This window comes from Franzmannia qiaohouensis, from assembly GCF_031451695.1.
GTDB lineage: Bacteria > Pseudomonadota > Gammaproteobacteria > Pseudomonadales > Halomonadaceae > Franzmannia > Franzmannia qiaohouensis.
Genome location: NZ_JARWAM010000021.1, coordinates 13,391 through 33,864, shown reverse-complemented (window position 1 = coordinate 33,864; position 20,474 = coordinate 13,391). Strand labels below are relative to the sequence as shown.

Sequence of the window (20,474 nt, the reverse complement as noted above, 5' to 3'; positions counted from 1 at the left end):
ACCAGCAGCGCGACAAGGCACAGCTGGCCAATATCCAGCGCGGTGGGTACGTCCTCAAGGACAGCCAGGGCACCCCGGAGCTGATCCTGATAGCCACCGGCTCCGAGGTCGGCCTGGCCATGGACGCCGCCGCCGAGCTGGAGGCCAAGGGCCGCGCGGTGCGGGTGGTGTCGATGCCCTCGACCAGCACCTTCGACGAGCAGGACGCCGACTACCGCGAGTCGGTGCTGCCGCGCAGCGTGACCCAGCGCATCGCCATCGAGGCCAGCCACTACGCCTACTGGTACAAGTACGTCGGCCTGGATGGCGACATCCTCGGCATGCAGACCTTCGGCGAGTCGGCCCCCGCCGGCGACCTGTTCCAGCACTTCGGCTTCACCGTCGACAACCTGGTCAGCAAGGCCGAGACCCTGCTGGGCTGATCGCGGGCAGCAACAGGCAGGACGAAAAGGGCACGACCTGGCGGTCGTGCCCTTTTATTTGCCTGGCGATCAACGCGGCCTAGGCCACTGTCACGCTCTTGTCCAGATAGACATCCTGGATGGCGTTGAGTAGCGCCACGCCCTCGGCCATCGGCTTCTGGAACGCCTTGCGCCCGGAGATCAGACCCATGCCGCCGGCACGCTTGTTGATCACCGCGGTGCGTACCGCCTCGCCGAGGTCGGAGTGCCCCTTGGAGCCGCCGCCGGAGTTGATCAGCCCGGCGCGGCCCATGAAGCAGTTGGCCACCTGGTAGCGGGCCAGGTCGATGGGATGCTCGCTGGTCAGCTCGTCGTAGACCTTGTCGTGGGTGTGACCGAAGCCCACGGCACGATAGCCGCCGTTGGTCTCGGGCAGCTTCTGCTTGACGATATCGGCCTTGAGGGTCGCCGCCAGGTGGTTGGCCTGGCTGGTGAGGTCGGCGGCGACATGGTAGTCGGTACCGTCGTGCTTGAAGGCCGGGTTGCGCAGATAAGCCCACAGCACCGTGACCATGCCCAGCTGGTGAGCGCGCTCGAAGGCCTCGCTGATCTCCATGATCTGGCGACGGCTCTCATGGGAACCGAAGTAGATGGTCGCGCCCACCGCCGCGCAGCCCATGTCGTGGGCCTGCTCGACCTCGGCGAACAGCGTCTGGTCGTAAATTGCCGGGTAGCTCAGGGTCTCGTTGTGGTTGAGCTTGAGCATCATCGGGATCTTGTGGGCGTAGCGCCGCGCCACCGAGGAGAGCACGCCCAGGGTCGAGGCCACGCCGTTGCAGCCGCCCTGGATGGCTAGCTCGACGATATTGGCCGGATCAAAATAGAGCGGATTGGGCGCGAAGGAGGCCCCCGCCGAGTGCTCGATGCCCTGATCCACCGGCAGCAGGCTGAGGTAGCCGGTGCCCGCCAGCCGGCCGTGGCCGTAGAAGGCCTGCAGGTTGCGCAGCACCGCCGGGCTACGGTCGCTGTCGGCCATCACGCGATCAATGAAATCGGGGCCGGGCAGGTGCAGGCTGTCGCGGCGCACGCCCTGGCAGGTGTGGCCAAGCAGGGAATCAGCATCTTGGCCTAGCAAGGCGGCAATATCCGTCATGGTGTCATCCTCTACATCCGTGAAGTGGGGTGGGTGAGATATGCGTGGCGCGAAGCAACCCCCTTAGCGTAGAGGAATTGCCGCCCCGATGCAGGGGCGGCACTCCCTGAGGCGGCCGCTCAGGCGGCCTTGACCTCGATGCGACGCACCCGGTGGTTGTCTTTCTTGGGCAGGGTAACGCTGAGTACGCCGTTATCAATGCGCGCGGAGATCGCCTCGCTCTCGACTTCATGGCTAAGCGTGAAGCGCCGCGCAAAGCGCTGACCGCTGACTTCGGCATGCAGCGCCGTTAGCCCCTCGGGCATGCTCAGCTGTATCTCGCCCTCCAGGCTGAGCACGTTGTTGTCGACCTCGAGGTGCAGCGAGTCGCGGGTCACCCCGGGCATATCGGCGATCAGCATAAGCGCATCGGCGTGTTCGAAGATATCCACCGCCGGTAGCAGCGCAGCCGGCTCGCGGTTCTCGTTGCGCTGGGCCTCAGGTTGGCTTTGCTGGGTTTGATGTACGACCTCGTTCATGATCTATCACCTCCTGTTGGCAATATCACGATTTAGGCTATGCGACCTGGACCTCGATTCGCCGTGGCTTCAGCTCCTCGCGCTTGGGCAGCACGACCTCGAACACCCCGTTGGCGTGGCGCGCCTCGGCGCGTTCGGCGTCCAGGCCATCGGGTAGCGCAATCGCGCGCACGAACTCGCCGCTGGCCCGCTCGCGCCGGAACACCGGCCGGGCCCTGCTCTGTTCATCGTTGCCGGCGACGGGCTCGCGACGACCGCGCAGGGTCAGAACATTGTCCTGGATATCGATGCTCAGGTCGTCGGGCGCCAGTCCCGCGGCGAATACGTAGACGTGTACCGCCTCGTCGCTGCGCGCCACGTTGATCATCGGAAAGCTGCCGCGGGGCACGGCGCGGATGTCGGCGGCGCGCCCGTCGGGAAACACCTCGTCGATCAGTTGGCGGAACCAGTCCAGGCGCTGGGCTGGCGCGGTATCGAAACGCTTGAGATCTCCGAACATATCGAACACCTCCTACGTGTGGCAGGTTGTGGAATGAGGCCCGTCTGTGACAAGGCCCCGATAATCTGCAAAATAGGAGCGCTCGAGCGGCTTTCAAGCCCCTGCCAACGATTTTTTACACGACCAAGGATGCTTATGACGGCACTGCGCGGGTTCCTGTGGCTGGTGGTATTTCTGCTGTGCGGTGAGGCGCTGGTCTGGGCGCTGGCGCTGCCGGTCTCCCCGGGGGTGGTCGGCTTGCTGCTGATGACCCTGTGGCTGGCCCTGCGCGGTCGGGTCGGCCCCGACATCCAGGCCGCCAGCCAGCCGCTGATCGCGGTGCTGGCGATGCTGATCATGCCCGGCGTGGTGGGGATCTTCTTCATTGCCGACGAATTCGCCGGCCAGTGGCTGGCGGTAGCCGCGGCGCTGCTGCTCGGCACCCTGGCCAGTGTCGCCACCACGCTGTGGTTGATGCTGCGCTTCATGCCGCCGGAGACAGCCGATGAATAGCGCCTGGGGCGGGCTGCGCGAACAGCTGCTGGCCACGCCGATGCTGGCCATCGGCCTGACCCTGGCGGCCTTCTTCGCCGGTGGCTGGCTGTTCGCCCGCCTCGGCAAGCCGAGCTGGTGCCCTGGCATCCTGTTCTCGGCCATGCTGCTGGCCGCCGCGCTGGTAGTGCTCGGCATCGACTACACCGACTACCGCGCCGGCGCCGGCTGGCTGATGCTGCTGCTCGGCCCGGCCACCGTGGCGCTGGGCGTGCCGCTCTACCAGCAGCTGCCGCGCATCCGCGCGGTATGGAAGCCGCTGCTGATCAGCCTGCCGCCGGCGGCGATGCTGGCAGCACTCTACGCCGTCGGTATCGCCTGGCTGCTGGGCGCCTCGCCGGAGGTGCTCGCCTCGCTGGCGCCCAAGTCAGTCACCGCGCCGATCGCCATCGGTATCACCGAGCAGCTCGGCGGGGTGATCCCACTGATGATGGGCGGCCTGTTGATCACCGGAGTGGTGACCACCGCCTGCGTCGGCCTGCTGGCCCCCCGCCTGCGACTGCGGGATCCGCGGGTGCTGGGCTTCGTGCTCGGCGTCAACGGCCATGTAATCGGCACCGTGCGCGCCTTCGAGCTCGGCCCCACCGCTGGCGCCTTTGCCTCGCTGGGCATGAGCCTCACCGGCATCTTCAGCGCGCTGTTCCTACCGCTGGCCTGGCGACTAGTGGGCCTGTAAGGGGCAAATGCGTTAGAATCGCGTCTTTCCCGACGTCAGCCACCGCCTGCGAGCTCCTTCATGGCCCATCGTATCGCCATCAATGGTTACGGCCGTATAGGCCAGTGCGTGCTGCGCGCGCTGCATGAGCGCCGCGATCTCGACGATCTCGAGGTGGTGGCGATCAACGAGCTCTCCGACCTCGACACCATCGCCTACCTGACCCGCTACGACACCACCCACGGGCGCTTCCCGGGGCGCGTGGCGCGACGCGGCGAGCGTCTGCTGATCGACGAACGCGAGATCCGCGTGATCTCCGCCGCCGAGCCGCAGCAGCTGCCGTGGCGCGAGCTCGGCATCGACCTGGTGCTTGAGTGCTCGGGCAGTTTCAGCGAACGCCATATGGCCGAACGCCACCTGGCCGCCGGCGCCGGGCGGCTGCTGTTCTCGCAGCCCGCCGAGAGCGATGTCGACGCCACCATCGTGTGCGGCATCAACGACCATACCCTGGCCGCCGAGCAGCGCATCGTCTCCGCCGCCTCGTGCACCACCAACTGCCTGATCCCGGTGCTTACCGTGCTCGACGAGGCGCTGGGCATCGCCCACGGCGTGACCACCACCATCCACTCGGCGATGAACGACCAGCCGGTGATCGACGCCTACCACCAGACCGACCTGCGCCTGACCCGCTCGGCGATGCAGTCGATCGTGCCAGTGGACACCGGCCTGGCACGCGGCATCAATCGCCTGATGCCGCACCTGGCGGGGCGCTTCGAGTGCCTGCACGTGCGCGTGCCGACCATCAACGTCTCAGCCATGGACCTGGCCATCAGCGTCAATCGCGACACCAGCGCCGCCGAGGTCAACGCCCTGCTGGCCGACGCCAGCCACGGCCGCCTGGCGGGGCTGCTGGGCTTCACCGAGGAGCCGATGGCCTCCATCGACTTCAACCACGATCCGCGCTCGGGTATCGTGGACGCCACCCAGACCCGCGTGGCCGGTGGCCGCCTGATCAAGCTGCTGTGCTGGTTCGATAACGAGTGGGGCTTTGCCAATCGCATGCTGGACGTCGCCGGCCGCCTGGCGCGCCTCGGCCCACCGCCGGCGTCGTCGACATGACGCCGTTCTCCTTCTGGCATCTCAACGCGAGGACTTTCCTGCGATGAACGTACGCAAGATGACCGACCTGACACTCGCCGGCCAGCGAGTGCTGATCCGCGAAGACTTGAACGTACCGGTTAAGCATGGCCGCGTGTCCAGCGACGCCCGCCTGCGCGCCGCCCTGCCGACCATCCAGGCCGCCGTCGAGGCCGGCGCCAAGGTCATGTTGATGAGCCACCTGGGGCGCCCCACCGAGGGCGAACCCGCCGAGGAGTTCTCGCTGGCGCCGGTGGCCGAGCGGCTCGGCGAGCTGCTCGGCCACCCGGTGCGCCTGGTCGATGACTACCTCGACGTCTCCCTCGACCTGCTCGACGGCGAGGTGGTGCTGCTCGAGAACGTGCGCTTCAACGTCGGCGAGAAGCAGGACGACGAGGCGCTGGCCAAGCAGTACGCCGCGCTGTGCGACATCTACGTGATGGACGCCTTCGGCACCGCGCACCGCGCCCAGGCCTCGACCCACGGCGTGGCACGCTTCGCGCCCACCGCCTGCGCCGGGCCGCTGCTGGCCGGCGAGCTCGACGCCCTGGAGAAGGCACTGGCCACGCCCCAGCGGCCGATGGCTGCCATCGTCGGCGGCTCCAAGGTCTCCACCAAGCTCGAGGTGCTCAATGCGCTGTCCGAGAAGTGCGACCAGCTGATCGTCGGCGGCGGTATCGCCAACACTTTCATCGCCGCGGCCGGCCACAACGTCGGCAAGTCGCTGTATGAAGCCGACCTCGTCGAGCAGGCCAAGGCGCTGATGGCCAAGGTCGAGATCCCGCTGCCCACCGATGTGGTCGTGGCCACCGAGTTCTCCGAGCGCGCCACCGCGGTGACCAAGCCGGTCGACCAGGTCAATGATGACGAGATGATCCTGGATATCGGCCCCGACACCGCTGGGCGCCTCGCCGGCCTGCTCAAGAACGCCGGCACCATCCTGTGGAACGGCCCGGTGGGCGTATTCGAGATCGACCAGTTCGGTCACGGCACTCAGGCGCTGTCCCAGGCGATCGCCGAGAGTAACGGTTTCTCCATCGCCGGCGGCGGCGACACCCTGGCGGCCATCGACAAGTACGCCATCGCCGACAGGGTCTCCTACATCTCCACCGGCGGCGGCGCCTTCCTAGAGTACGTCGAGGGCAAGACCCTGCCGGCAGTGGCGGCGCTGGAGGCCGCCTACGAGGCAGCCCGCTAGGCCGCACCCCACTTTACCCTACAGGCGGCGCGCCCCCTGGGCGCGCCGCCATCATCGATAACGTCGAGACACACTATGGCACTGATCAGCATGCGCCAGATGCTGGACCACGCCGCCGAGCGCGGTTACGGCATCCCGGCCTTCAACGTCAACAACCTCGAGCAGATGCGCGCCATCATGGAAGCCGCCGACCAGACCGATTCGCCGGTCATCGTGCAGGCCTCCGCCGGCGCCCGCAAATATGCCGGAGCACCCTTCCTGCGCCACCTGATCCTGGCCGCGGTGGAGGAGTTCCCGCATATTCCGGTGGTGATGCACCAGGACCACGGCACCAGCCCCGCGGTGTGCCAGCGCTCCATCCAGCTGGGCTTCTCCTCGGTGATGATGGACGGCTCGCTGGGTGAAGACGGCAAGACCCCGATGGACTACGCCTACAACGTCGACGTCACCCGTCGCACCGTCGAGATGGCCCACGCCTGCGGCGTCTCGGTGGAGGGCGAGCTGGGCTGCCTGGGCAGCCTGGAAACCGGCATGGCCGGCGAGGAAGACGGCATCGGCGCCGAGGGCAAGCTCGACATGGAGCAGCTGCTCACCGACCCGGAGGAGGCCGCCGCCTTCGTCAAGGCCACCCAGGTCGACGCCCTGGCCATCGCCATCGGCACCAGCCACGGCGCCTACAAGTTCACCCGGCCGCCCACCGGCGACACCCTCTCCATCCAGCGCATCAAGGAGATCCACGCGCGCATCCCCGACACCCATCTGGTGATGCACGGCTCCTCCTCAGTGCCCCAGGAGTGGCTCGCCATCATCAACGAGTATGGCGGCGAGATCCCCGAGACCTACGGCGTGCCGGTGGAAGAGATCGTCGAGGGCATCAAGCACGGCGTGCGCAAGGTCAACATCGACACCGACCTGCGCCTGGCCTCCACCGGCGCGGTGCGTCGCTTCCTGGCCCAGAATCCGTCCGAGTTCGACCCGCGCAAGTTCCTCAAGGAGACCGTCTCCGCCATGCGCGAGGTGTGCATTGCCCGCTACGAGGCCTTCGGCACCGCCGGCAACGCCAGCCGCATCAAGCCGATCAGCCTCGAGGCCATGGTCGGCCGCTACGACAGCGGCGAGCTGGCACCCAAGGTGAAGTAAAGCTGATAACCAGTTCATCCGAAAAATATCAGGCCATTATTGGCCTGATATTTTTTGAAAAACAACCTCCATGCCCACTATTACTCCGGAAGATTGTACTTCGTTATTTTGGTTATCTGCCTCTCCATGAATATCCCAAACCCCGAGCTCTTTGTACAAATAGCCGTAAATCAGGCACATTAAAAAGAAAATCTTTGGTCCAAATGGAAGCAATACGGGATTTGTTTTCTTAAGCAAATAGTTTACAGCCATCCCAAGCTGCCCAAAAGTCTTCTCCGGATCATTTACCGAATAAGTAATTAACTTTCTACCCTCCTCGTCTTTGAGCAAATTTTTATTATTGTCTTCTACCTGATCCAAGTATTCACCGATTGAAGATGTAGGCTTAAAAAGCCACTGCTCGCTGGGCTCAAAAAATTCTGCAGCCCCCTCTGCCTTATGCGGTTCATAACCTAGGCCAAGAATTAAGCTAATTGGCTTTGGTTCCGGTGTTGACCAACCAGAAAAAAGCTCATGCACGGGTTCAATACTTCTGTTAGCGTATACTTTTTCCCCTGGCTTTGAGAAGTGTGCTATCGCATAAATTATTCTCAGCCTCAACAATGAGAAACCAGCATTAAGGCATGCCAAGAAAAAATCTGCCATTATTTTTTTTGGCATTGAGGATATGTCGACATATATAGCAACCTCTGGTGAGGCATGTCTATCGAACAGCTTTACTATGTTCTCCATGTTTAAAGACTTACCAGAACCTAACGGAATTTCTCCAGCAAGAGGACTTCCCTCTAGATAAAATTTATTGAGCTCTTGGTTGTTAAATTCCTTCCAAGTTGATAGCGATCTGGCCTCACCAAGGTAAGAAACGAAAACACCCTTTTCTCTATTCTGAGAAATATCCCAATTAGACAAACTCACTAACTCCATGCTTCCTCCTAAAACAAATCTAATTGGGGCTTATCAGTTGGCTTGGCATTTTCCTCAAACCGATGTTCATATGTTTCTTCTTGATGATTTTTTAATTTTTTATCTGAAAAAACTCTAGACATAGTTACACTCCTTCCAGTTCTTAATGGAAGAAACCACTCTGGGGCAAGCCTGTAACAAATTCTCACCTTCCTTCCAACCAATCCCTGCCGACCAGAGACAAAAGCCGCAGCGCCGTTACTATCTAAATCAGTGATTACTAAGGCTCCCAAGTGGATACAGAGAAGGATAAGGTCGCCATACGTATCCGCTGCCTCTCGATCTACGACAAAAGATAATGCTGGGTCTGGCGAGAATTTATCCAAACATATTTTGGCATGCAGAAATTCCGAAAGCTTCTTCAAAAAACCTCGAAGGGTAAATTGAACCTTTTCGCCACCGACAGGGTAAACCTCCAACATTGAAGAAAAGCGAGACACAAATGAGTCAACCGCTTTTCGCTGCACGCCCTGCGAAGCTATTCCCCCCCCTTTCGTCTGCGCCTCAAAAGCAATACACTCTGCCAGATTTAGGGTCCACCTAGGGTTGCCTTCTGTCAATTCCAGAAGATTCGGATAGTGAAGATATGGCTGTAGCCCAATTTTTGATCTTTTCTTAGCTCCTTCCTTTATAGTCCATTTCTTTAATACATGGTTTCGCATATTGACAAGGGGAGTTATTTTTCTAACTAGCGTTCCCGATACAGTGTTATCTGAAGTATTAAGACCTTCGATCTGAATTTTTTTTGAAAAAAGGAAATCTTGAAAGGATTCGTCTTTTTCTTTTAGGCTTGAAAAGGCTCTTTTCCTGTCCTCTATAGTTGATTCTGGCTTTTCCTTTTCATCAGTTTTCCCGCTTTCTTCATCAGCGGAAAAACCAGACATACCTAGAGCCCTAACAATATCTTCAGCCTCTTTCACAAGCCCTTTATCAACTAGAGCCTTCCAAAAAAGCTGGCGAGTAAAAAATTTTGCATGGTCCTTTGTATTATGCCACAGAGGAACCGTAGTATAATCATTTCCCTGAGTAGGGTCCGTTTCATCATGAGATGACAGTATTTTCGATGCGGCCCCTGTAGGGCTCAGAGCATACTTGAAAAGAATATTCCCTGAAGTCGATCTTAAGGGCTGAAGCAACCTGTTCAGCAAGCCCGCAGGCACAATCTCAAGCTCATCAATGAGGACTGCCCAACGCTGCTCTGGAGTGAACACAACCTCACCAACAGTATCTATACAAGCTGTAATTATATCAATCCAGCTTAGTCCCAAATAAGGATAAGTGCTCTCCACTTCGTCATAATCATATCCCTGAGATAGCTTAAAGCATATTTTTGGCATCTCTGACTGTCGCACCCTCAGAGCATGCTTGAACGAAGAAAAAGATGGGGGTGCACTCTTAACTAAGAAAAAATTCGATATTCGATGCGCCAGTTCAGCTTCCGCGGCTCTATTTAGCTCCCCATCGCCGGCCAAGGATGACTTAACAAGCCGTGTTTGGATTGCTTTTTCTACTGCGTCTATAAAAGAAATACCCAAAAAGTTTACAAATGATGCTTCGTGCATCAAATCTCTTACATCATCATTTTTTATGTTTTTAGTAACCAATTCAAGTTGTTTAGCCCACCTTACATCTGCTGCAACAAAAATACCAATGACAGCCCCAGCATCTTCCTTCACACTTTGCAACTCCAACCAATTCTTCATCGCTTGGGGCTGCATCATTTTTAGATAAGTAGTTTTCCCGCTGCCTCTTGGCCCAACTAAGATACAGTTGTTAGCTCGCAACAGTTTCCCAAATTCAGGAGATGGAATAAAATCTCGGGCAACTTCAGAAGGGGTTTTATGCCGCGCATTATAAGCATCGTTGGCAGAAATTATATTATCCATCATTCACCACCCATAGCTCCGCCGGGAAAAAATCACCATTCCCCATATTCACTTCAACACCAACCAAATCAAGTTTATTAAGCAGCAAGGGGACTTCACTGGGGCTCAAATAATTCAAGGTTTCTGATTCTTCTGACACCTCCTCCCAGCGTAAAAAAGGCTGTTTACTATTTAAAATTATCGTTTTAACCGTATGAGCCAAAGACGCCATGCTTATATTACTTCCTTGTTGGAAACCGCATCCATCTGGTATGCCGTCTTTCGTCCTAACACATTTACTCCATTCGGTCCCATCCCAGTATAATGTTTCTATTCTTCCGCGCAGCCTATGCTCACCGACTTCGTCTTCTTTAGTCTGAAGCTCTAAAATGTAAAATTGATTCTTTGTTCTATTAGAAAGACCGCCTGTAATTAGTGCGCCAAAACTTCCCGCTCCCAATAACACAGGGGCGTAGTCACTCCCAGAGCATTTTTTCAAACGATGGTGATGCTTATGCCCGTGAATGATTAACCAGTCACTATTGACTTCCTCGATGGCCTGAATCAGGCCATCGCCATTAAACATGGGTGTTTTACCAAGCTCAACTCCAATTTCCTCATGCGCAACAGGGGGGTGATGAAGGACTATAACCTTATACTCATAACTTTTATTCGAAGAAATTTTTCCAATGTGGGCCATCAACTCTTTAAGTGTAACATCTCCAATTCTTCCTCTTTCATACTCATTTGGCATGGTGCTATTATGATAGTGACAAGAGTTTATCGTGACTACCACCCAGTTACTACCATAGACTGTTTCATAACCTCTTCCCCAATATACCCACCGCTTATCATCATTATCGAAAATAGCGGGGTAATTGCTCACATCAAGCAAGTGATCTAGCGTATCAATTGCCAACTCAGCATTTCCGGGAGTACGATGTTCATCACCAACACGCGACGAAACTTCATGATTCCCTGTAGCTGCAATTAGGTGCTCAGCGTTGAGCAAAGCTTTCAGCCTGAGCAACATATTCCAGCCATAACGGAAAGCAACTGCGCATGCTCTATCAGTAATATCACCTGGACAGATCAACAAATCCGCCCCCCGTTCATCTTGCCTTAAGAGCCTTAGCAGAGCTTCCATAGGATCGTTATTGGTGCCATCAAGGCAGACTTGTGGCACGGCACTGGTTCCACTCGCCACATAATGCAAGTCAGTTGCGATAGCAATCCTTAGCATCTCACCCCACCCTATATTTAACTAGTAATTCGAAATCAGCAATTCCTTAACATTCTTTCTTCCTCGCGCAAAACCAGAAACACTTCTTCCCACCTCAAAAGACTCAATATGCCACGAGGAAAAGCACTCCCTTATTTTAGGAGTATCTGCATAAGAGAGGAGTATTTTTACATCGCGCTGGGACGCTTCTTTCAAAACATCCTGAAGTCGATCTATGTCATTCTCTTTAAACGAACCAACTCCATACTCCCCCCTGTCCTTGCCACCACCAGCATAGGGAGGATCCAGGTATAGAAAGTCACCACTCACAGTTTTTTCTACCACTTTCTGAAAATCAGAAGCAACAAAACAAGTATCCTTGATTCGTTCTGAAAACAACGTCACATCTTCTACAGTCGGCAAGCTGGAAAGCTTAGAACCAAATGGAACATTAAAATCTCCTTTCTTATTAGTTCTGTACACACCATTAAAACAGTGCCTGTTTAGATAAAAAAAACGCACTGATCTTTCAAAATCACTCATTCCAGATGGGGATTTTTTCCGTATCTCGTAATAGTATTCTTTTGTACGTGGCATGCAGTGTAACTGTTCTGCCACTTCCTCTGGATACAACTTCAAATTATTATAAAAATTTATCAACTCTATGTTGATATCTCCAACATATGCCTTGGGTGGACATAAGGCAATATGCAGCACTATCGAACCACAAAAAGGCTCAACGTATCTTTCAAAGTTTGAGGGAACTTTCGCCATCAGCCTATTTAGTAATCGTTTCTTACTCCCGGCCCACCTCAACACAGGCTTGACGTTATTATTTAAGTTTAAATTGGATGACACTTATCTTACCCTCAATAAAAATAGTAACTTACAACTTTTCGAAGATTTTCGCCTGTATAAAGTATCAATACAATATAATTTTTTCACTTTCTACCCCGAAGATTTGTTGACGGCACCACATTTTTCCCTTCTCGTCAACACCTTCTTCATTTTTCTATCCGGCCATCTCGCTTAGGAATGCATCATACCTGTCCAGGCCCTATGCAATCCGTCGCCGAACAAAAGCTGGTGAGAAAAACCGACCCTCAAAGACCTGCCTTTATCATTGGTTCGAAGACAATCATAATTGGTCGTCAAAGATGCGAATGTAGCGTATCAGCAAGACTGCTCGCCCCCCGCAAGTTCCTCAAGGAGACCGTCAGCGCCATGCGCGAGGTGTGCATTGCCCGCTACGAGGCCTTCGGCACCGCCGGCACCGCCGGCAACGCCAGCCGCATCAAGCCGATCAGCCTCGAGGCCATGGTCGGCCGCTACGACAGCGGCGAGCTGGCACCCAAGGTGCGGTAATTTCGTCGCGCACCTCGTCGTGCAAGACGCATTCGGGCGGCCCTGGTGGCCGCCCGATTTCTTTGGGCGGCTCTCAGACACACTCGGTTCACAGCACTGAGCGAGTCTGGCAACCTGATCCTCAAGTGCCAGCGCCGGCCAACCCTGCCCCGGACTCCATCATGGATCGTATCGACACCCTCCGCACCTTTCTGCGCGTCGCCGAGATGCGCAGTTTCACCAGGGCCGCAGCCAGCCTGCAGATGCCCCGTTCCACCGTCTCGACGGCCATCCGGGAACTGGAGACCCGGCTGGGTACACGCCTGCTGAGTCGCACGACGCGCCATGTCGCCCTGACCCATGACGGCCAGGAACTCTATGACAGGGCCCTGCGGCTCCTTGGGGAACTAGAGGCGCTTGAGGGCCTGTTCCACCAGGATGATACCCAGCTCCATGGCAGGCTACGCATCGAAGCCCCCGGGCGCATCGCGCGCTTGATCATCGTGCCCGCCCTGCCGGACTTCTTCGCGCGCTATCCTGGCATCGAACTAGAAATCGGTGCCAGCGACCGCCCAGTCAACCTGGTGACCGAGGGCGTGGACTGCGCCATCCGCGTCGGCGAGCTAGCCGAGTCCAGTCTGATCGCCCGCCCGCTCGGCCAGCTGCCACTCATCAACTGCGCCAGCCCCGACTACCTGGCCCGGCATGGCACCCCAACGACCCTCGACGACCTGTGGCATCACCAGGCCATTCACTATGCCTCCCCCTTCGGCAGCATCGCCGAAGACTGGGAATATCGAGAGGCGGAGGAGTCACGGATGCTCTCCCTGCCGGGCCGAATCATCGTGGACAATGCGGAGAGCTATATCGCCGCCTGCCTGGCGGGACTCGGCCTGATCCAGGTGCCGACCTACGACGTCCAACACCATCTGCGAGAGGAGCGCCTCGTCGAGGTGCTACCCGATCACCGCGCCGCTCCCATGCCGCTCACCATCCTCTACCCTCACCGCCATCATCGCTCGCACCTGCTGCGTGTCTTTATCGCCTGGGTGGAAACCCTGCTCAGCGAGGAGATTCAGGGACTCTCCTCGCCCCTGACCCTCCCTTCCTGATCGCCTCACTGTTCGCCATCACGGGATAGTGCTGTCGAGGGAACGGTGATTATCTGCGGCTCCCCCTTCGCCATACTCCTCACAGCAGCGTCCTCACGCGCGCTCACCAGGACCTGCTCTTCATGAGACGCTGAACAGAAAGGAGATGGGAAAGATGACGATACATTCTCTCGACGGCAAGGTGGTCGTGGTCGGTGCCGGCGCCAAGAACCTGGGCGGACTCATCAGCCGCAAGATGGGCGAAGTAGGGGCCAAGGTCGTAGTGCACTATCATGGCGACGCCACCCGCCCTGACGCCGAGGCCACCGTGCAGGCAGTTCAGGAGGCCGGCAGCGACGCCTTCGCCTTCCAGGGTGACCTGACGCAACCAACCAATATCACCGCACTGTTCGAAGCGGCGAAATCCCGCTTCGGTGGCATCGACATCGCCGTCAACACCGTCGGCAAGGTGCTGCGCAAACCGATCGTCGAGACCTCCGAGGAGGAGTATGACTCGATGTTCGATATCAACGCCAAAGCGGCCTACTTCTTCATCAAGGAGGCGGGACGGACCCTCAACGACGACGGCAAGATCATCACCATCGTCACCTCCCTGCTGGCCGCCTTCACCGACGGCTACTCCACCTATGCCGGCGGCAAGTCACCCGTCGAGCACTTCACCCGTGCCGCTGCCAAGGAGTTCAGCCCTCGCGGCATCTCAGTCACCGCGGTGGGACCGGGACCGATGGACACGCCCTTCTTCTACGGCCAGGAGACACCGGAGCGCGTCGCCTTCCACAAGTCGCAGGCCATGCATGGTGACCTGACCAGGATCGAGGACATCGAACCCATCGTGCGCTTCCTCGCCACCGATGGCTGGTGGATCACTGGCCAAACGATTTTCGCCAACGGCGGTTATACCACCCGATAGCCCTGGGCTTAGCGAGGTGGGTCCGCCCACCTCGCCCTCTCCCCTACTCGTTTAGCGACTGGGCTATAACTAAGTAAGACAACTCCAAGAGCAAGGACCCCAGAGTCATGCGCACCCTCGCCTTCATACTTATCGGCCTGCTTCTGCTGGGCGCGGCGCTGGCCCTCAGCCACCCGACATGGCGCCCCCGAGTCGCCCTGGGCTTTATCGTCGTTTGGCTGGCGGTCAGTGCCGCCAACCTCGGCGTGGGGCTCTCCCACGGTTACTCCCTGGCCGAGGAGTTACTGGTCCATCTCTTCCTATTCGGTATCCCAGCCCTGGCGGCGGCCTGGGCCTGGCGACGCTTTACCACCGACACTGGCCCGGGTAACTGACCACACCAAGGAGTGCCGCTCGATGCGCCTGCGCCATCGCCTACCCGAGCCGGAGGCGGCCAAGCCCTCCTGGCTGGAGCTCTTCTACGACCTGGTGTTCGTCGCCGTCTTTATCCAGATCGGTGAACGGTTGAGTCACGACCTCAGTACCGCGGGTTTTCTCCAGGTGCTGGCGCTGTTCGCGCCGCTGTGGTGGGTCTGGGCGAATGTCGCTTGGTATATGAATCGCTTCGCCGTCGACGACGTCGTGCACCGCCTGCTGTTACTGGTGCAACTCTTCTTTATCGCCTGGATGGGACTGAGCGTGCCGGACGCCTTCGGCGCTGCCAGCACCCAGTTCGTGATCTGCTATATCGGCTTCCGCGCCACCATGATCGCCATGTATGCGAGATCGTTGCACCACGCACCGGACCAACGCGAGCTGCTGCTCCGCCATATCAGCCATTTCCACCTGCCCGGTGCCCTGCTCTGGGCCGGCTCGCTGCTGCTACCAGTGGAGTGGCGCCCCTGGGTCTGGGTAGGCACCTTCCTCTGGGAGGCCTACAACGCCATGGCGCCGCGCTTTCTCGCCCTGCTGAAGCGCTTCCCGGCACATACCCACCACCTGATCGAGCGCTTCGGTACCCTGATCATTCTGGTACTGGGCGAGACCTTCATCAAAAGCATCACGGTCGCTTCGCCGCCGCCCCTGTCACTGGATACCGTCCTCTTCTCCGCCCCGGCCATCGCCACCTTCTTCGGCCTCTGGTGGCTCTATTTCTCCGCCATCGACAACGCCGCGGCGCGCGTGCTGTGCGAGGACAATCCGGCGCCCTGGCTCTTAGCTCACCTGCCCCTGGCACTGGTATTGATCACTTCCGCGGTGGCCAAGACCAAGCTGTTCGAATCCGTGTTCAGCGGCTACCTCGACCCTTTCTACTCGGCGCTCTATCTTGGCTCGCTGGCCCTGTTCCTGACCTTGCTGTGCCTGGTCGCCGGCAACCGCCGCCCCCCGGCCACGCGATCCCGGCTGGCGGCGGCGACCCTATTCGTTCTGCTGATTCCGATAACTTTCGTTTGGTCGACACCTCCCGCCCTGCTCGCGGGGCTAGCCACTGCCATCATCGCCGGACTGATCCTCCGGGAGCACTCGTCAAGGACATCACGAGTCGACGGCTCGATAAGCGGCTCCACGCGCCGCTAGCGACTCGCCACCCTCGAGGCCATGGTCGGCCGCTACGACAGCGGCGAGCTGGCGCCCAAGGTGCGGTAAGTCACCTCTGGCATAACGCAACAGCGGCGGTCCAAGGGCCGCCGCTGTTGCATCGCAAGGGCTCATCTAACCAACCGATCAGTCGTCCTCTTCTTCGTCGTCGTCGTCGCCATTCTCGGCGTCGCCCTCTTCGTCATTCTGCTCCGCTTCACTGCCGTCGTGGGCGTCCTCAGCGCTGCCTGAGCCACCGGTGCCGGCCTCTGGGCTCTCTTCCTCGTCGTTGCCGTTGGTCGACGCGTCCTCGTCCTGCGCCTCGCCGTCGTCGTCATCGCGTACCAGCGAGCCGGCCTTGATGCCGTACTCTTCCTCGAGCTCGGCATCGCTCATCGGTTCGTGGTCGTCGGCGTGCACCAAGGTGGTGGTGCCCAGCATCAGGGCGGCAGTGAGGCCCACGGTGGTCAACCAGGGTATCAATCGCATCCGGTAATCTCCTTGTATGATCGGGATGGCGTGTCCGCGCGGGGAGCGGCGCCACTTCAGACTAGCCCAGCCGGCAGCGCATAGAAATGCACCTTGCGTGTTAGTCTCTTGATCGGTATCTCATCAACGCAACAGGGGGCTCTCATGCACAAGCGTATCGTGGCCTATCGGCGCCTCAGCGACAGCCAGCTCGCGGCGCTGCGGCACGACTTTCACGTCGACTATTTCGCCGATCTCGCCTCAACCGACGATCCAGCCTTTCGTGAGGCACTGGGCCAGGCCCATGGCGTAATCGGCGCCGGCCTGCCGTTGACGCCGGCACTGCTGGACACCGCGCCCCAGCTCGAAGCGGTGGCGACCATCTCGGTTGGCTACGACAACTACCCGGTCGAGGCCCTTACCGAACGCGGCATCCTGCTCTGCAATACCCCCGACGTGCTCACCGAAACCACCGCCGACACCGCCTTCGCACTGATCATGGCCAGTGCGCGGCGAGTGGTGGAACTCGCCGACTTCATCAAGCGCGGCGACTGGCAGGAGAGCATCGGCGAGGCGCAGTTCGGCAGCGACGTCCATGGCAAGACCCTGGGCATGGTTGGCATGGGCCGGATCGGCGCAGCCATCGCACGGCGCGGTGCACTGGGCTTCAATATGCAGATTCTCTATTCCAACGCCTCGCCCAAGCCGCAGCTCGAAGCAGACCTGGGCGCTCGCCGCCGCGAGATGGACGACTTGCTGGCCGAGGCCGACTTCGTGTGCATCACGGTGCCACTCAGCGCCGAGACCGAGAAGCTGATCGGCGCCCGCGAGTTCGGCCTGATGAAGCCCGGCGCCATCTTCATCAACATCGCCCGCGGCAAGGTGGTCGACGAAGCGGCGCTGATCGAGGCACTCGAGAGCGGCCAGCTGCACGCGGCGGGCCTCGACGTCTTCGAGCAGGAGCCGCTGGCCGCCGACTCGCCGCTGCCGCACATGGCCAACGTGGTGGCACTGCCACACATCGGCTCGGCGACCCACGAGACGCGCACCGCCATGGCCCAGCGCGCAGTGGACAACCTCACGCTGGCGCTCAACGGCGAGCGGCCGATCAACCTGGTGAACGACGCCGCCTGGGCGTCGCGTCGCGGCACCGGCTGAACCGCCAGCCATGAAAAAGCCGCCCCTGCGAGGGCGGCTCATTTCGACGTGACGCAGCTTTACTGCGTGGAGTCGTCGTCTTCGAAGTCGGGCAGCGACTCGGTGCCGTGTGCCGGATCATCGGACCCTACACCACCGTGCTCTGCATCGGCGCTACCGTCTCCCGTGGTACCTGTCTCACCCATTTCCGGTGCGGACTCGGTACCCATTGTCGGGTCCTCGGTGCCGACGCCGCCGTGGGTGGCATCGCTGTCGGCGGAGCCCATGCCGCTGTCGGTGCTGGTTTCGACGTCAGTTGCTTCCTGAGGTGCCGGATCCTGCGGCTCATACTCCTCGTCATGCATGTCGGCGAAGGCCAGTGGGCTGGCGATCAGGCCGAAGGAAACACCGACGATACCTACTTTCTTGAGAAATTCCTTGGACATCATGTCACGTACCTCTCGTTAATCCATTAGCGCCAGGGGCCATGCCTTGAACAGCACAACTGTCCGTGGCGTATAACCACTGTAGATGTTATTTATCGCTTGTACAACATTTGGATAATAAATTATCACTCGCTCTCATGCTGGACTGCGAAAAAAAAGGCCGCTTCCGGGGGTGGCCGGAAGCGGCAGCGCTGTGATCAACGTGCAGTGGAGACACGCTGGGGCTCGAGGGGGTGAGCCCACCGCCCTTCCCTGGGCAGCATCATCTTGCAAGGGAACAGGTCAGGAATTACCAGGACTGGTCTTCGTCCTCGTCAGGAGTCTCCCACTCCTCCTCTTCGTTCTCCTCCTCTTCGTCGAAGGTGAACTCTTCTTCCTCGTCTTCGTACTCAGTGTCGAATTCGTCGTCGTTGGTGCCGAATTCATCGCCGCCGTCGACATCAGGTGCCGGCTCTTCCTGCGGCGCAGGGTCCTGCGGCTCGTACTCTTCGTCGTGCATGTCGGCGAAGGCCAGCGGGCTGGCGATCAGGCCGAAAGAAACACCCAGAATACCGATTTTCTTCAGAAAGTCCTTGGACATCATGTCGTACATCCTCCATTGGGGCGCGTCATGTGACGCTGTCGATAACGTCTGAATCAAAGCATCCCTGTGGTCGCTGGCGCCCTTCCCTGGGCGCCCGAGTCAATCACTGTTACCAGGACTGCTCTTCGTCATCCTCTTCAGGAGTCTCCCACTCTTCCTCTTCGTTCTCTTCCTCGTCATCGAAGGTGAACTCTTCTTCCTCATCCTCATATTCGGTATCGTAATCCGTGCTACCGAACTCATCGTTGCCGTCAACATCCGGAGCAGGCTCTTCCTGCGGCGCCGGGTCTTGCGGCTCATACTCTTCGTCGTGCATGTCGGCGAAGGCCAGCGGGCTGGCGATCAGGCCGAAAGAAACGCCGAGAATACCGATTTTCTTGAGAAATTCCTTGGACATCATGCTCGCACCTCCATTTGTCTTCAGTGCTTGCTGAGTTTGAAGACGTACTGCCTATTGCTAGGTATCGAATCGATCGTGCTGCCTCGCTTCGATGCTGTTCGTCTCTCACCCTGAACATTGCAGCGGCTGTGCCAGGACATGCCATAAAAATAAAAAATCAATTTAAAACAATGATTTATAAAAATATCAGCGTGCCAATCAGCGGCCATGCAGCGCCGTGACACGGCCCTGGAAGTGGCGACATATGACACATGGGGCAGATTCGACACGCTAGCGGGGTGTGTCAGAGGGGGGCACGCGGGACGAGACCTCGGCAGCGGCACACTGTGCGTTGGCGAACAGTGTTCAAAAAATGCGGAAAATGGCCCTCAATATTAGGCAGGATACGCCGATATCTGTAACACTAGGGCTATAAGTCCTTGACTTGCGCCGATAGAGGTCTGGCAATGGCAATACCTCGATGCCTGCTATTCGACTGCGACGGAACCCTCGTCGACAGCGAACCCCTGCTCGCCGCCGAAATGGCGGAAAGTCTCACCCAGGTGGGCCTGCCGTTTTCGCCCAGCGACTACATGGGCGAATTCCGCGGCGCGCGTTTCTCCAATATCGTCGCCGAGCTGCAGCGTCGCCACGGTACCATCGACCCCCAGCGCTTGAGCCACACTGAAGGCGAGATGCGCCGCAAGCTCGCCGATCGCATCGATAGCGAACTGCTGCCGCTGCCGGGGGTACGTGAAGCGCTCGATGCCCTGGCCGACTTTCCCCGTGCGGTGGTCTCCAACGGCCCGGAGACCAAGATCCGCGCCGGCCTGCGTGCCACCGGCCTGGCCGATGCCTTCGGCGACAATCTGTTCAGCGGCTATACCGCCAAGTGCTGGAAGCCCGACCCCTGCCTCTATATCCACGCCGCCAGCATCATGGGCTACCGCGTCGAGGAGTGCCTGGCGATCGACGATGCCATCGTCGGCGTCAAGGCGGCCCTGGCCGCCGGCATGCGGGTGGTACATCTCAACCGCTTCCCCGATGTCGAAACCACCCCGGACGGCGCCATCAGCATCAGCAACATGCATCAGCTGCCCACCATCGTCGGCCGCCTGCTGCTGCCGGAGACGGCCTCGGTCTGATTGGCGCGACTTATCCACACCCCGGCGTCGCCAGCGACAGTGGATAACTTGCCCCCTGCCGGGGCCCGCTGCGCTCGGGTATCATGGCTCGACACTCTCATTCGGACACCC

General features: G+C 59.0%; 23 protein-coding genes and 1 pseudogene. 13 read left to right on the top strand and 11 right to left on the bottom strand.

The genetic code is table 11. The annotated features are described in order from the left end of the window. Positions 1–422, top strand: a 422-nt coding sequence (locus tag QC821_RS20070) for a transketolase-like TK C-terminal-containing protein (RefSeq protein WP_309725042.1), incomplete at its 5' end; no start/stop codon positions are given. A 79-nt stretch (positions 423–501) separates the two neighbouring features. Here QC821_RS20070 and QC821_RS20065 read toward each other — a convergent pair. The 3 genes from QC821_RS20065 to QC821_RS20055 form a co-directional block, all read right to left on the bottom strand. Beyond that, complete coding sequence (locus tag QC821_RS20065; protein WP_309725040.1) at positions 502–1,554, bottom strand: class I fructose-bisphosphate aldolase; 1,053 nt, start codon at positions 1,552–1,554, stop codon at positions 502–504. A gap of 119 nt (positions 1,555–1,673) precedes the next feature. Next, on the bottom strand, positions 1,674–2,072 hold the full coding sequence (locus QC821_RS20060; protein ID WP_309725038.1) for an Hsp20/alpha crystallin family protein: 399 nt from the start codon (positions 2,070–2,072) through the stop codon (positions 1,674–1,676). Between the two features lie 37 nt (positions 2,073–2,109). Further along, the gene (locus tag QC821_RS20055; protein WP_309725036.1) at positions 2,110–2,571 is read right to left on the bottom strand and encodes an Hsp20/alpha crystallin family protein; all 462 of its coding nucleotides are present in this window, start codon (positions 2,569–2,571) and stop codon (positions 2,110–2,112) included. Between the two features lie 135 nt (positions 2,572–2,706). Between QC821_RS20055 and QC821_RS20050 the strand changes: the two genes are divergently transcribed. The 5 genes from QC821_RS20050 (at position 2,707) to fba (ending at position 7,232) form a co-directional block, all read left to right on the top strand. Further along, the gene (locus tag QC821_RS20050; RefSeq protein WP_309725034.1) at positions 2,707–3,063 is read left to right on the top strand and encodes a CidA/LrgA family protein; all 357 of its coding nucleotides are present in this window, start codon (positions 2,707–2,709) and stop codon (positions 3,061–3,063) included. Next, entirely contained in the window at positions 3,056–3,778 is a 723-nt protein-coding gene (locus QC821_RS20045; RefSeq protein ID WP_309725032.1) for an LrgB family protein, read from the top strand. Before QC821_RS20050 ends, QC821_RS20045 begins: the two co-directional genes overlap by 8 nt. A gap of 60 nt (positions 3,779–3,838) precedes the next feature. Then, on the top strand, positions 3,839–4,876 hold the full coding sequence (locus QC821_RS20040) for a type I glyceraldehyde-3-phosphate dehydrogenase (RefSeq protein ID WP_309725030.1): 1,038 nt from the start codon (positions 3,839–3,841) through the stop codon (positions 4,874–4,876). A gap of 43 nt (positions 4,877–4,919) precedes the next feature. Next, positions 4,920–6,092, top strand: coding sequence for a phosphoglycerate kinase (locus QC821_RS20035; protein WP_309725027.1), 1,173 nt, complete (start codon positions 4,920–4,922; stop codon positions 6,090–6,092). Between the two features lie 75 nt (positions 6,093–6,167). Beyond that, entirely contained in the window at positions 6,168–7,232 is a 1,065-nt protein-coding gene (gene fba, locus QC821_RS20030; RefSeq protein WP_309725025.1) for a class II fructose-bisphosphate aldolase, read from the top strand. Between the two features lie 36 nt (positions 7,233–7,268). On the opposite strand, the gene QC821_RS20025 is transcribed toward fba, so the two are convergent. The 4 genes from QC821_RS20025 to QC821_RS20010 are packed head-to-tail and all read right to left on the bottom strand — an operon-like array spanning position 7,269 to position 12,140. After that, complete coding sequence (locus QC821_RS20025) at positions 7,269–8,156, bottom strand: hypothetical protein (RefSeq protein WP_309725024.1); 888 nt, start codon at positions 8,154–8,156, stop codon at positions 7,269–7,271. 8 nt (positions 8,157–8,164) lie between these two features. Continuing rightward, positions 8,165–10,081 carry an ORC-CDC6 family AAA ATPase gene (locus tag QC821_RS20020; RefSeq protein ID WP_309725022.1) on the bottom strand — a complete coding sequence of 639 codons (1,917 nt, stop codon included), beginning with the start codon at positions 10,079–10,081 and terminating at the stop codon, positions 8,165–8,167. Continuing rightward, positions 10,074–11,303, bottom strand: a complete 1,230-nt coding sequence (locus QC821_RS20015) for a metallophosphoesterase family protein (RefSeq protein WP_309725020.1) — start codon at positions 11,301–11,303, stop codon at positions 10,074–10,076. Before QC821_RS20015 ends, QC821_RS20020 begins: the two co-directional genes overlap by 8 nt. Before the next feature lie 21 nt (positions 11,304–11,324). Then, positions 11,325–12,140 carry a DNA adenine methylase gene (locus tag QC821_RS20010; RefSeq protein WP_309725019.1) on the bottom strand — a complete coding sequence of 272 codons (816 nt, stop codon included), beginning with the start codon at positions 12,138–12,140 and terminating at the stop codon, positions 11,325–11,327. 333 nt (positions 12,141–12,473) lie between these two features. Between QC821_RS20010 and QC821_RS20005 the strand changes: the two are divergent. From QC821_RS20005 to QC821_RS19985, 5 genes and pseudogenes are all read left to right on the top strand, one after another. Beyond that, a pseudogene (locus tag QC821_RS20005) lies at positions 12,474–12,647 on the top strand (fructose-1,6-bisphosphate aldolase); the annotation flags it as partial. 161 nt (positions 12,648–12,808) lie between these two features. Next, the gene (locus QC821_RS20000) at positions 12,809–13,738 is read left to right on the top strand and encodes a LysR family transcriptional regulator (RefSeq protein WP_309725018.1); all 930 of its coding nucleotides are present in this window, start codon (positions 12,809–12,811) and stop codon (positions 13,736–13,738) included. A gap of 154 nt (positions 13,739–13,892) precedes the next feature. Beyond that, positions 13,893–14,648: an SDR family oxidoreductase gene (locus QC821_RS19995; RefSeq protein ID WP_309725016.1), complete on the top strand. Its 756-nt coding sequence runs from the start codon at positions 13,893–13,895 to the stop codon at positions 14,646–14,648. A 107-nt stretch (positions 14,649–14,755) separates the two neighbouring features. After that, the gene (locus QC821_RS19990; RefSeq protein ID WP_309725014.1) at positions 14,756–15,022 is read left to right on the top strand and encodes a hypothetical protein; all 267 of its coding nucleotides are present in this window, start codon (positions 14,756–14,758) and stop codon (positions 15,020–15,022) included. 22 nt (positions 15,023–15,044) lie between these two features. Then, positions 15,045–16,205, top strand: a complete 1,161-nt coding sequence (locus tag QC821_RS19985) for a low temperature requirement protein A (RefSeq protein WP_309725013.1) — start codon at positions 15,045–15,047, stop codon at positions 16,203–16,205. Between the two features lie 147 nt (positions 16,206–16,352). Here the strand turns inward: QC821_RS19985 and QC821_RS19980 are convergent, their stop codons facing one another. After that, positions 16,353–16,694, bottom strand: a complete 342-nt coding sequence (locus QC821_RS19980) for a hypothetical protein (protein WP_309725011.1) — start codon at positions 16,692–16,694, stop codon at positions 16,353–16,355. 144 nt (positions 16,695–16,838) lie between these two features. Between QC821_RS19980 and QC821_RS19975 the strand changes: the two genes are divergently transcribed. After that, positions 16,839–17,831, top strand: coding sequence for a 2-hydroxyacid dehydrogenase (locus QC821_RS19975; protein WP_309725009.1), 993 nt, complete (start codon positions 16,839–16,841; stop codon positions 17,829–17,831). Positions 17,832–17,890: 59 nt separating this feature from the next. Here the strand turns inward: QC821_RS19975 and QC821_RS19970 are convergent, their stop codons facing one another. The 3 genes from QC821_RS19970 to QC821_RS19960 form a co-directional block, all read right to left on the bottom strand. Beyond that, positions 17,891–18,259, bottom strand: coding sequence for a hypothetical protein (locus QC821_RS19970; RefSeq protein WP_309725007.1), 369 nt, complete (start codon positions 18,257–18,259; stop codon positions 17,891–17,893). A 286-nt stretch (positions 18,260–18,545) separates the two neighbouring features. Beyond that, the gene (locus tag QC821_RS19965) at positions 18,546–18,839 is read right to left on the bottom strand and encodes a hypothetical protein (RefSeq protein WP_309725005.1); all 294 of its coding nucleotides are present in this window, start codon (positions 18,837–18,839) and stop codon (positions 18,546–18,548) included. 109 nt (positions 18,840–18,948) lie between these two features. Continuing rightward, the gene (locus QC821_RS19960) at positions 18,949–19,239 is read right to left on the bottom strand and encodes a hypothetical protein (RefSeq protein ID WP_076749689.1); all 291 of its coding nucleotides are present in this window, start codon (positions 19,237–19,239) and stop codon (positions 18,949–18,951) included. A gap of 446 nt (positions 19,240–19,685) precedes the next feature. Between QC821_RS19960 and QC821_RS19955 the strand changes: the two genes are divergently transcribed. Then, positions 19,686–20,363, top strand: a complete 678-nt coding sequence (locus QC821_RS19955) for an HAD family hydrolase (protein ID WP_309725002.1) — start codon at positions 19,686–19,688, stop codon at positions 20,361–20,363. Positions 20,364–20,474: the final 111 nt, after the last annotated feature.

Excerpts from the sequence above, each read along its gene's own strand:
- QC821_RS20065 (WP_309725040.1), bottom strand. The coding sequence starts at position 1,554 with ATGACGGATATTGCCGCCTTGCTAGGCCAAGATGCTGATTCCCTGCTT.
- QC821_RS20060 (WP_309725038.1), bottom strand. The coding sequence starts at position 2,072 with ATGAACGAGGTCGTACATCAAACCCAGCAAAGCCAACCTGAGGCCCAG.
- QC821_RS20055 (WP_309725036.1), bottom strand. The coding sequence starts at position 2,571 with ATGTTCGGAGATCTCAAGCGTTTCGATACCGCGCCAGCCCAGCGCCTG.
- QC821_RS20050 (WP_309725034.1), top strand. The coding sequence starts at position 2,707 with ATGACGGCACTGCGCGGGTTCCTGTGGCTGGTGGTATTTCTGCTGTGC.
- QC821_RS20045 (WP_309725032.1), top strand. The coding sequence starts at position 3,056 with ATGAATAGCGCCTGGGGCGGGCTGCGCGAACAGCTGCTGGCCACGCCG.
- QC821_RS20040 (WP_309725030.1), top strand. The coding sequence starts at position 3,839 with ATGGCCCATCGTATCGCCATCAATGGTTACGGCCGTATAGGCCAGTGC.
- QC821_RS20035 (WP_309725027.1), top strand. The coding sequence starts at position 4,920 with ATGAACGTACGCAAGATGACCGACCTGACACTCGCCGGCCAGCGAGTG.
- fba (WP_309725025.1), top strand. The coding sequence starts at position 6,168 with ATGGCACTGATCAGCATGCGCCAGATGCTGGACCACGCCGCCGAGCGC.
- QC821_RS20025 (WP_309725024.1), bottom strand. The coding sequence starts at position 8,156 with ATGGAGTTAGTGAGTTTGTCTAATTGGGATATTTCTCAGAATAGAGAA.
- QC821_RS20020 (WP_309725022.1), bottom strand. The coding sequence starts at position 10,081 with ATGGATAATATAATTTCTGCCAACGATGCTTATAATGCGCGGCATAAA.
- QC821_RS20015 (WP_309725020.1), bottom strand. The coding sequence starts at position 11,303 with ATGCTAAGGATTGCTATCGCAACTGACTTGCATTATGTGGCGAGTGGA.
- QC821_RS20000 (WP_309725018.1), top strand. The coding sequence starts at position 12,809 with ATGGATCGTATCGACACCCTCCGCACCTTTCTGCGCGTCGCCGAGATG.
- QC821_RS19995 (WP_309725016.1), top strand. The coding sequence starts at position 13,893 with ATGACGATACATTCTCTCGACGGCAAGGTGGTCGTGGTCGGTGCCGGC.
- QC821_RS19990 (WP_309725014.1), top strand. The coding sequence starts at position 14,756 with ATGCGCACCCTCGCCTTCATACTTATCGGCCTGCTTCTGCTGGGCGCG.
- QC821_RS19985 (WP_309725013.1), top strand. The coding sequence starts at position 15,045 with ATGCGCCTGCGCCATCGCCTACCCGAGCCGGAGGCGGCCAAGCCCTCC.
- QC821_RS19980 (WP_309725011.1), bottom strand. The coding sequence starts at position 16,694 with ATGCGATTGATACCCTGGTTGACCACCGTGGGCCTCACTGCCGCCCTG.
- QC821_RS19975 (WP_309725009.1), top strand. The coding sequence starts at position 16,839 with ATGCACAAGCGTATCGTGGCCTATCGGCGCCTCAGCGACAGCCAGCTC.
- QC821_RS19970 (WP_309725007.1), bottom strand. The coding sequence starts at position 18,259 with ATGATGTCCAAGGAATTTCTCAAGAAAGTAGGTATCGTCGGTGTTTCC.
- QC821_RS19965 (WP_309725005.1), bottom strand. The coding sequence starts at position 18,839 with ATGATGTCCAAGGACTTTCTGAAGAAAATCGGTATTCTGGGTGTTTCT.
- QC821_RS19960 (WP_076749689.1), bottom strand. The coding sequence starts at position 19,239 with ATGATGTCCAAGGAATTTCTCAAGAAAATCGGTATTCTCGGCGTTTCT.
- QC821_RS19955 (WP_309725002.1), top strand. The coding sequence starts at position 19,686 with ATGGCAATACCTCGATGCCTGCTATTCGACTGCGACGGAACCCTCGTC.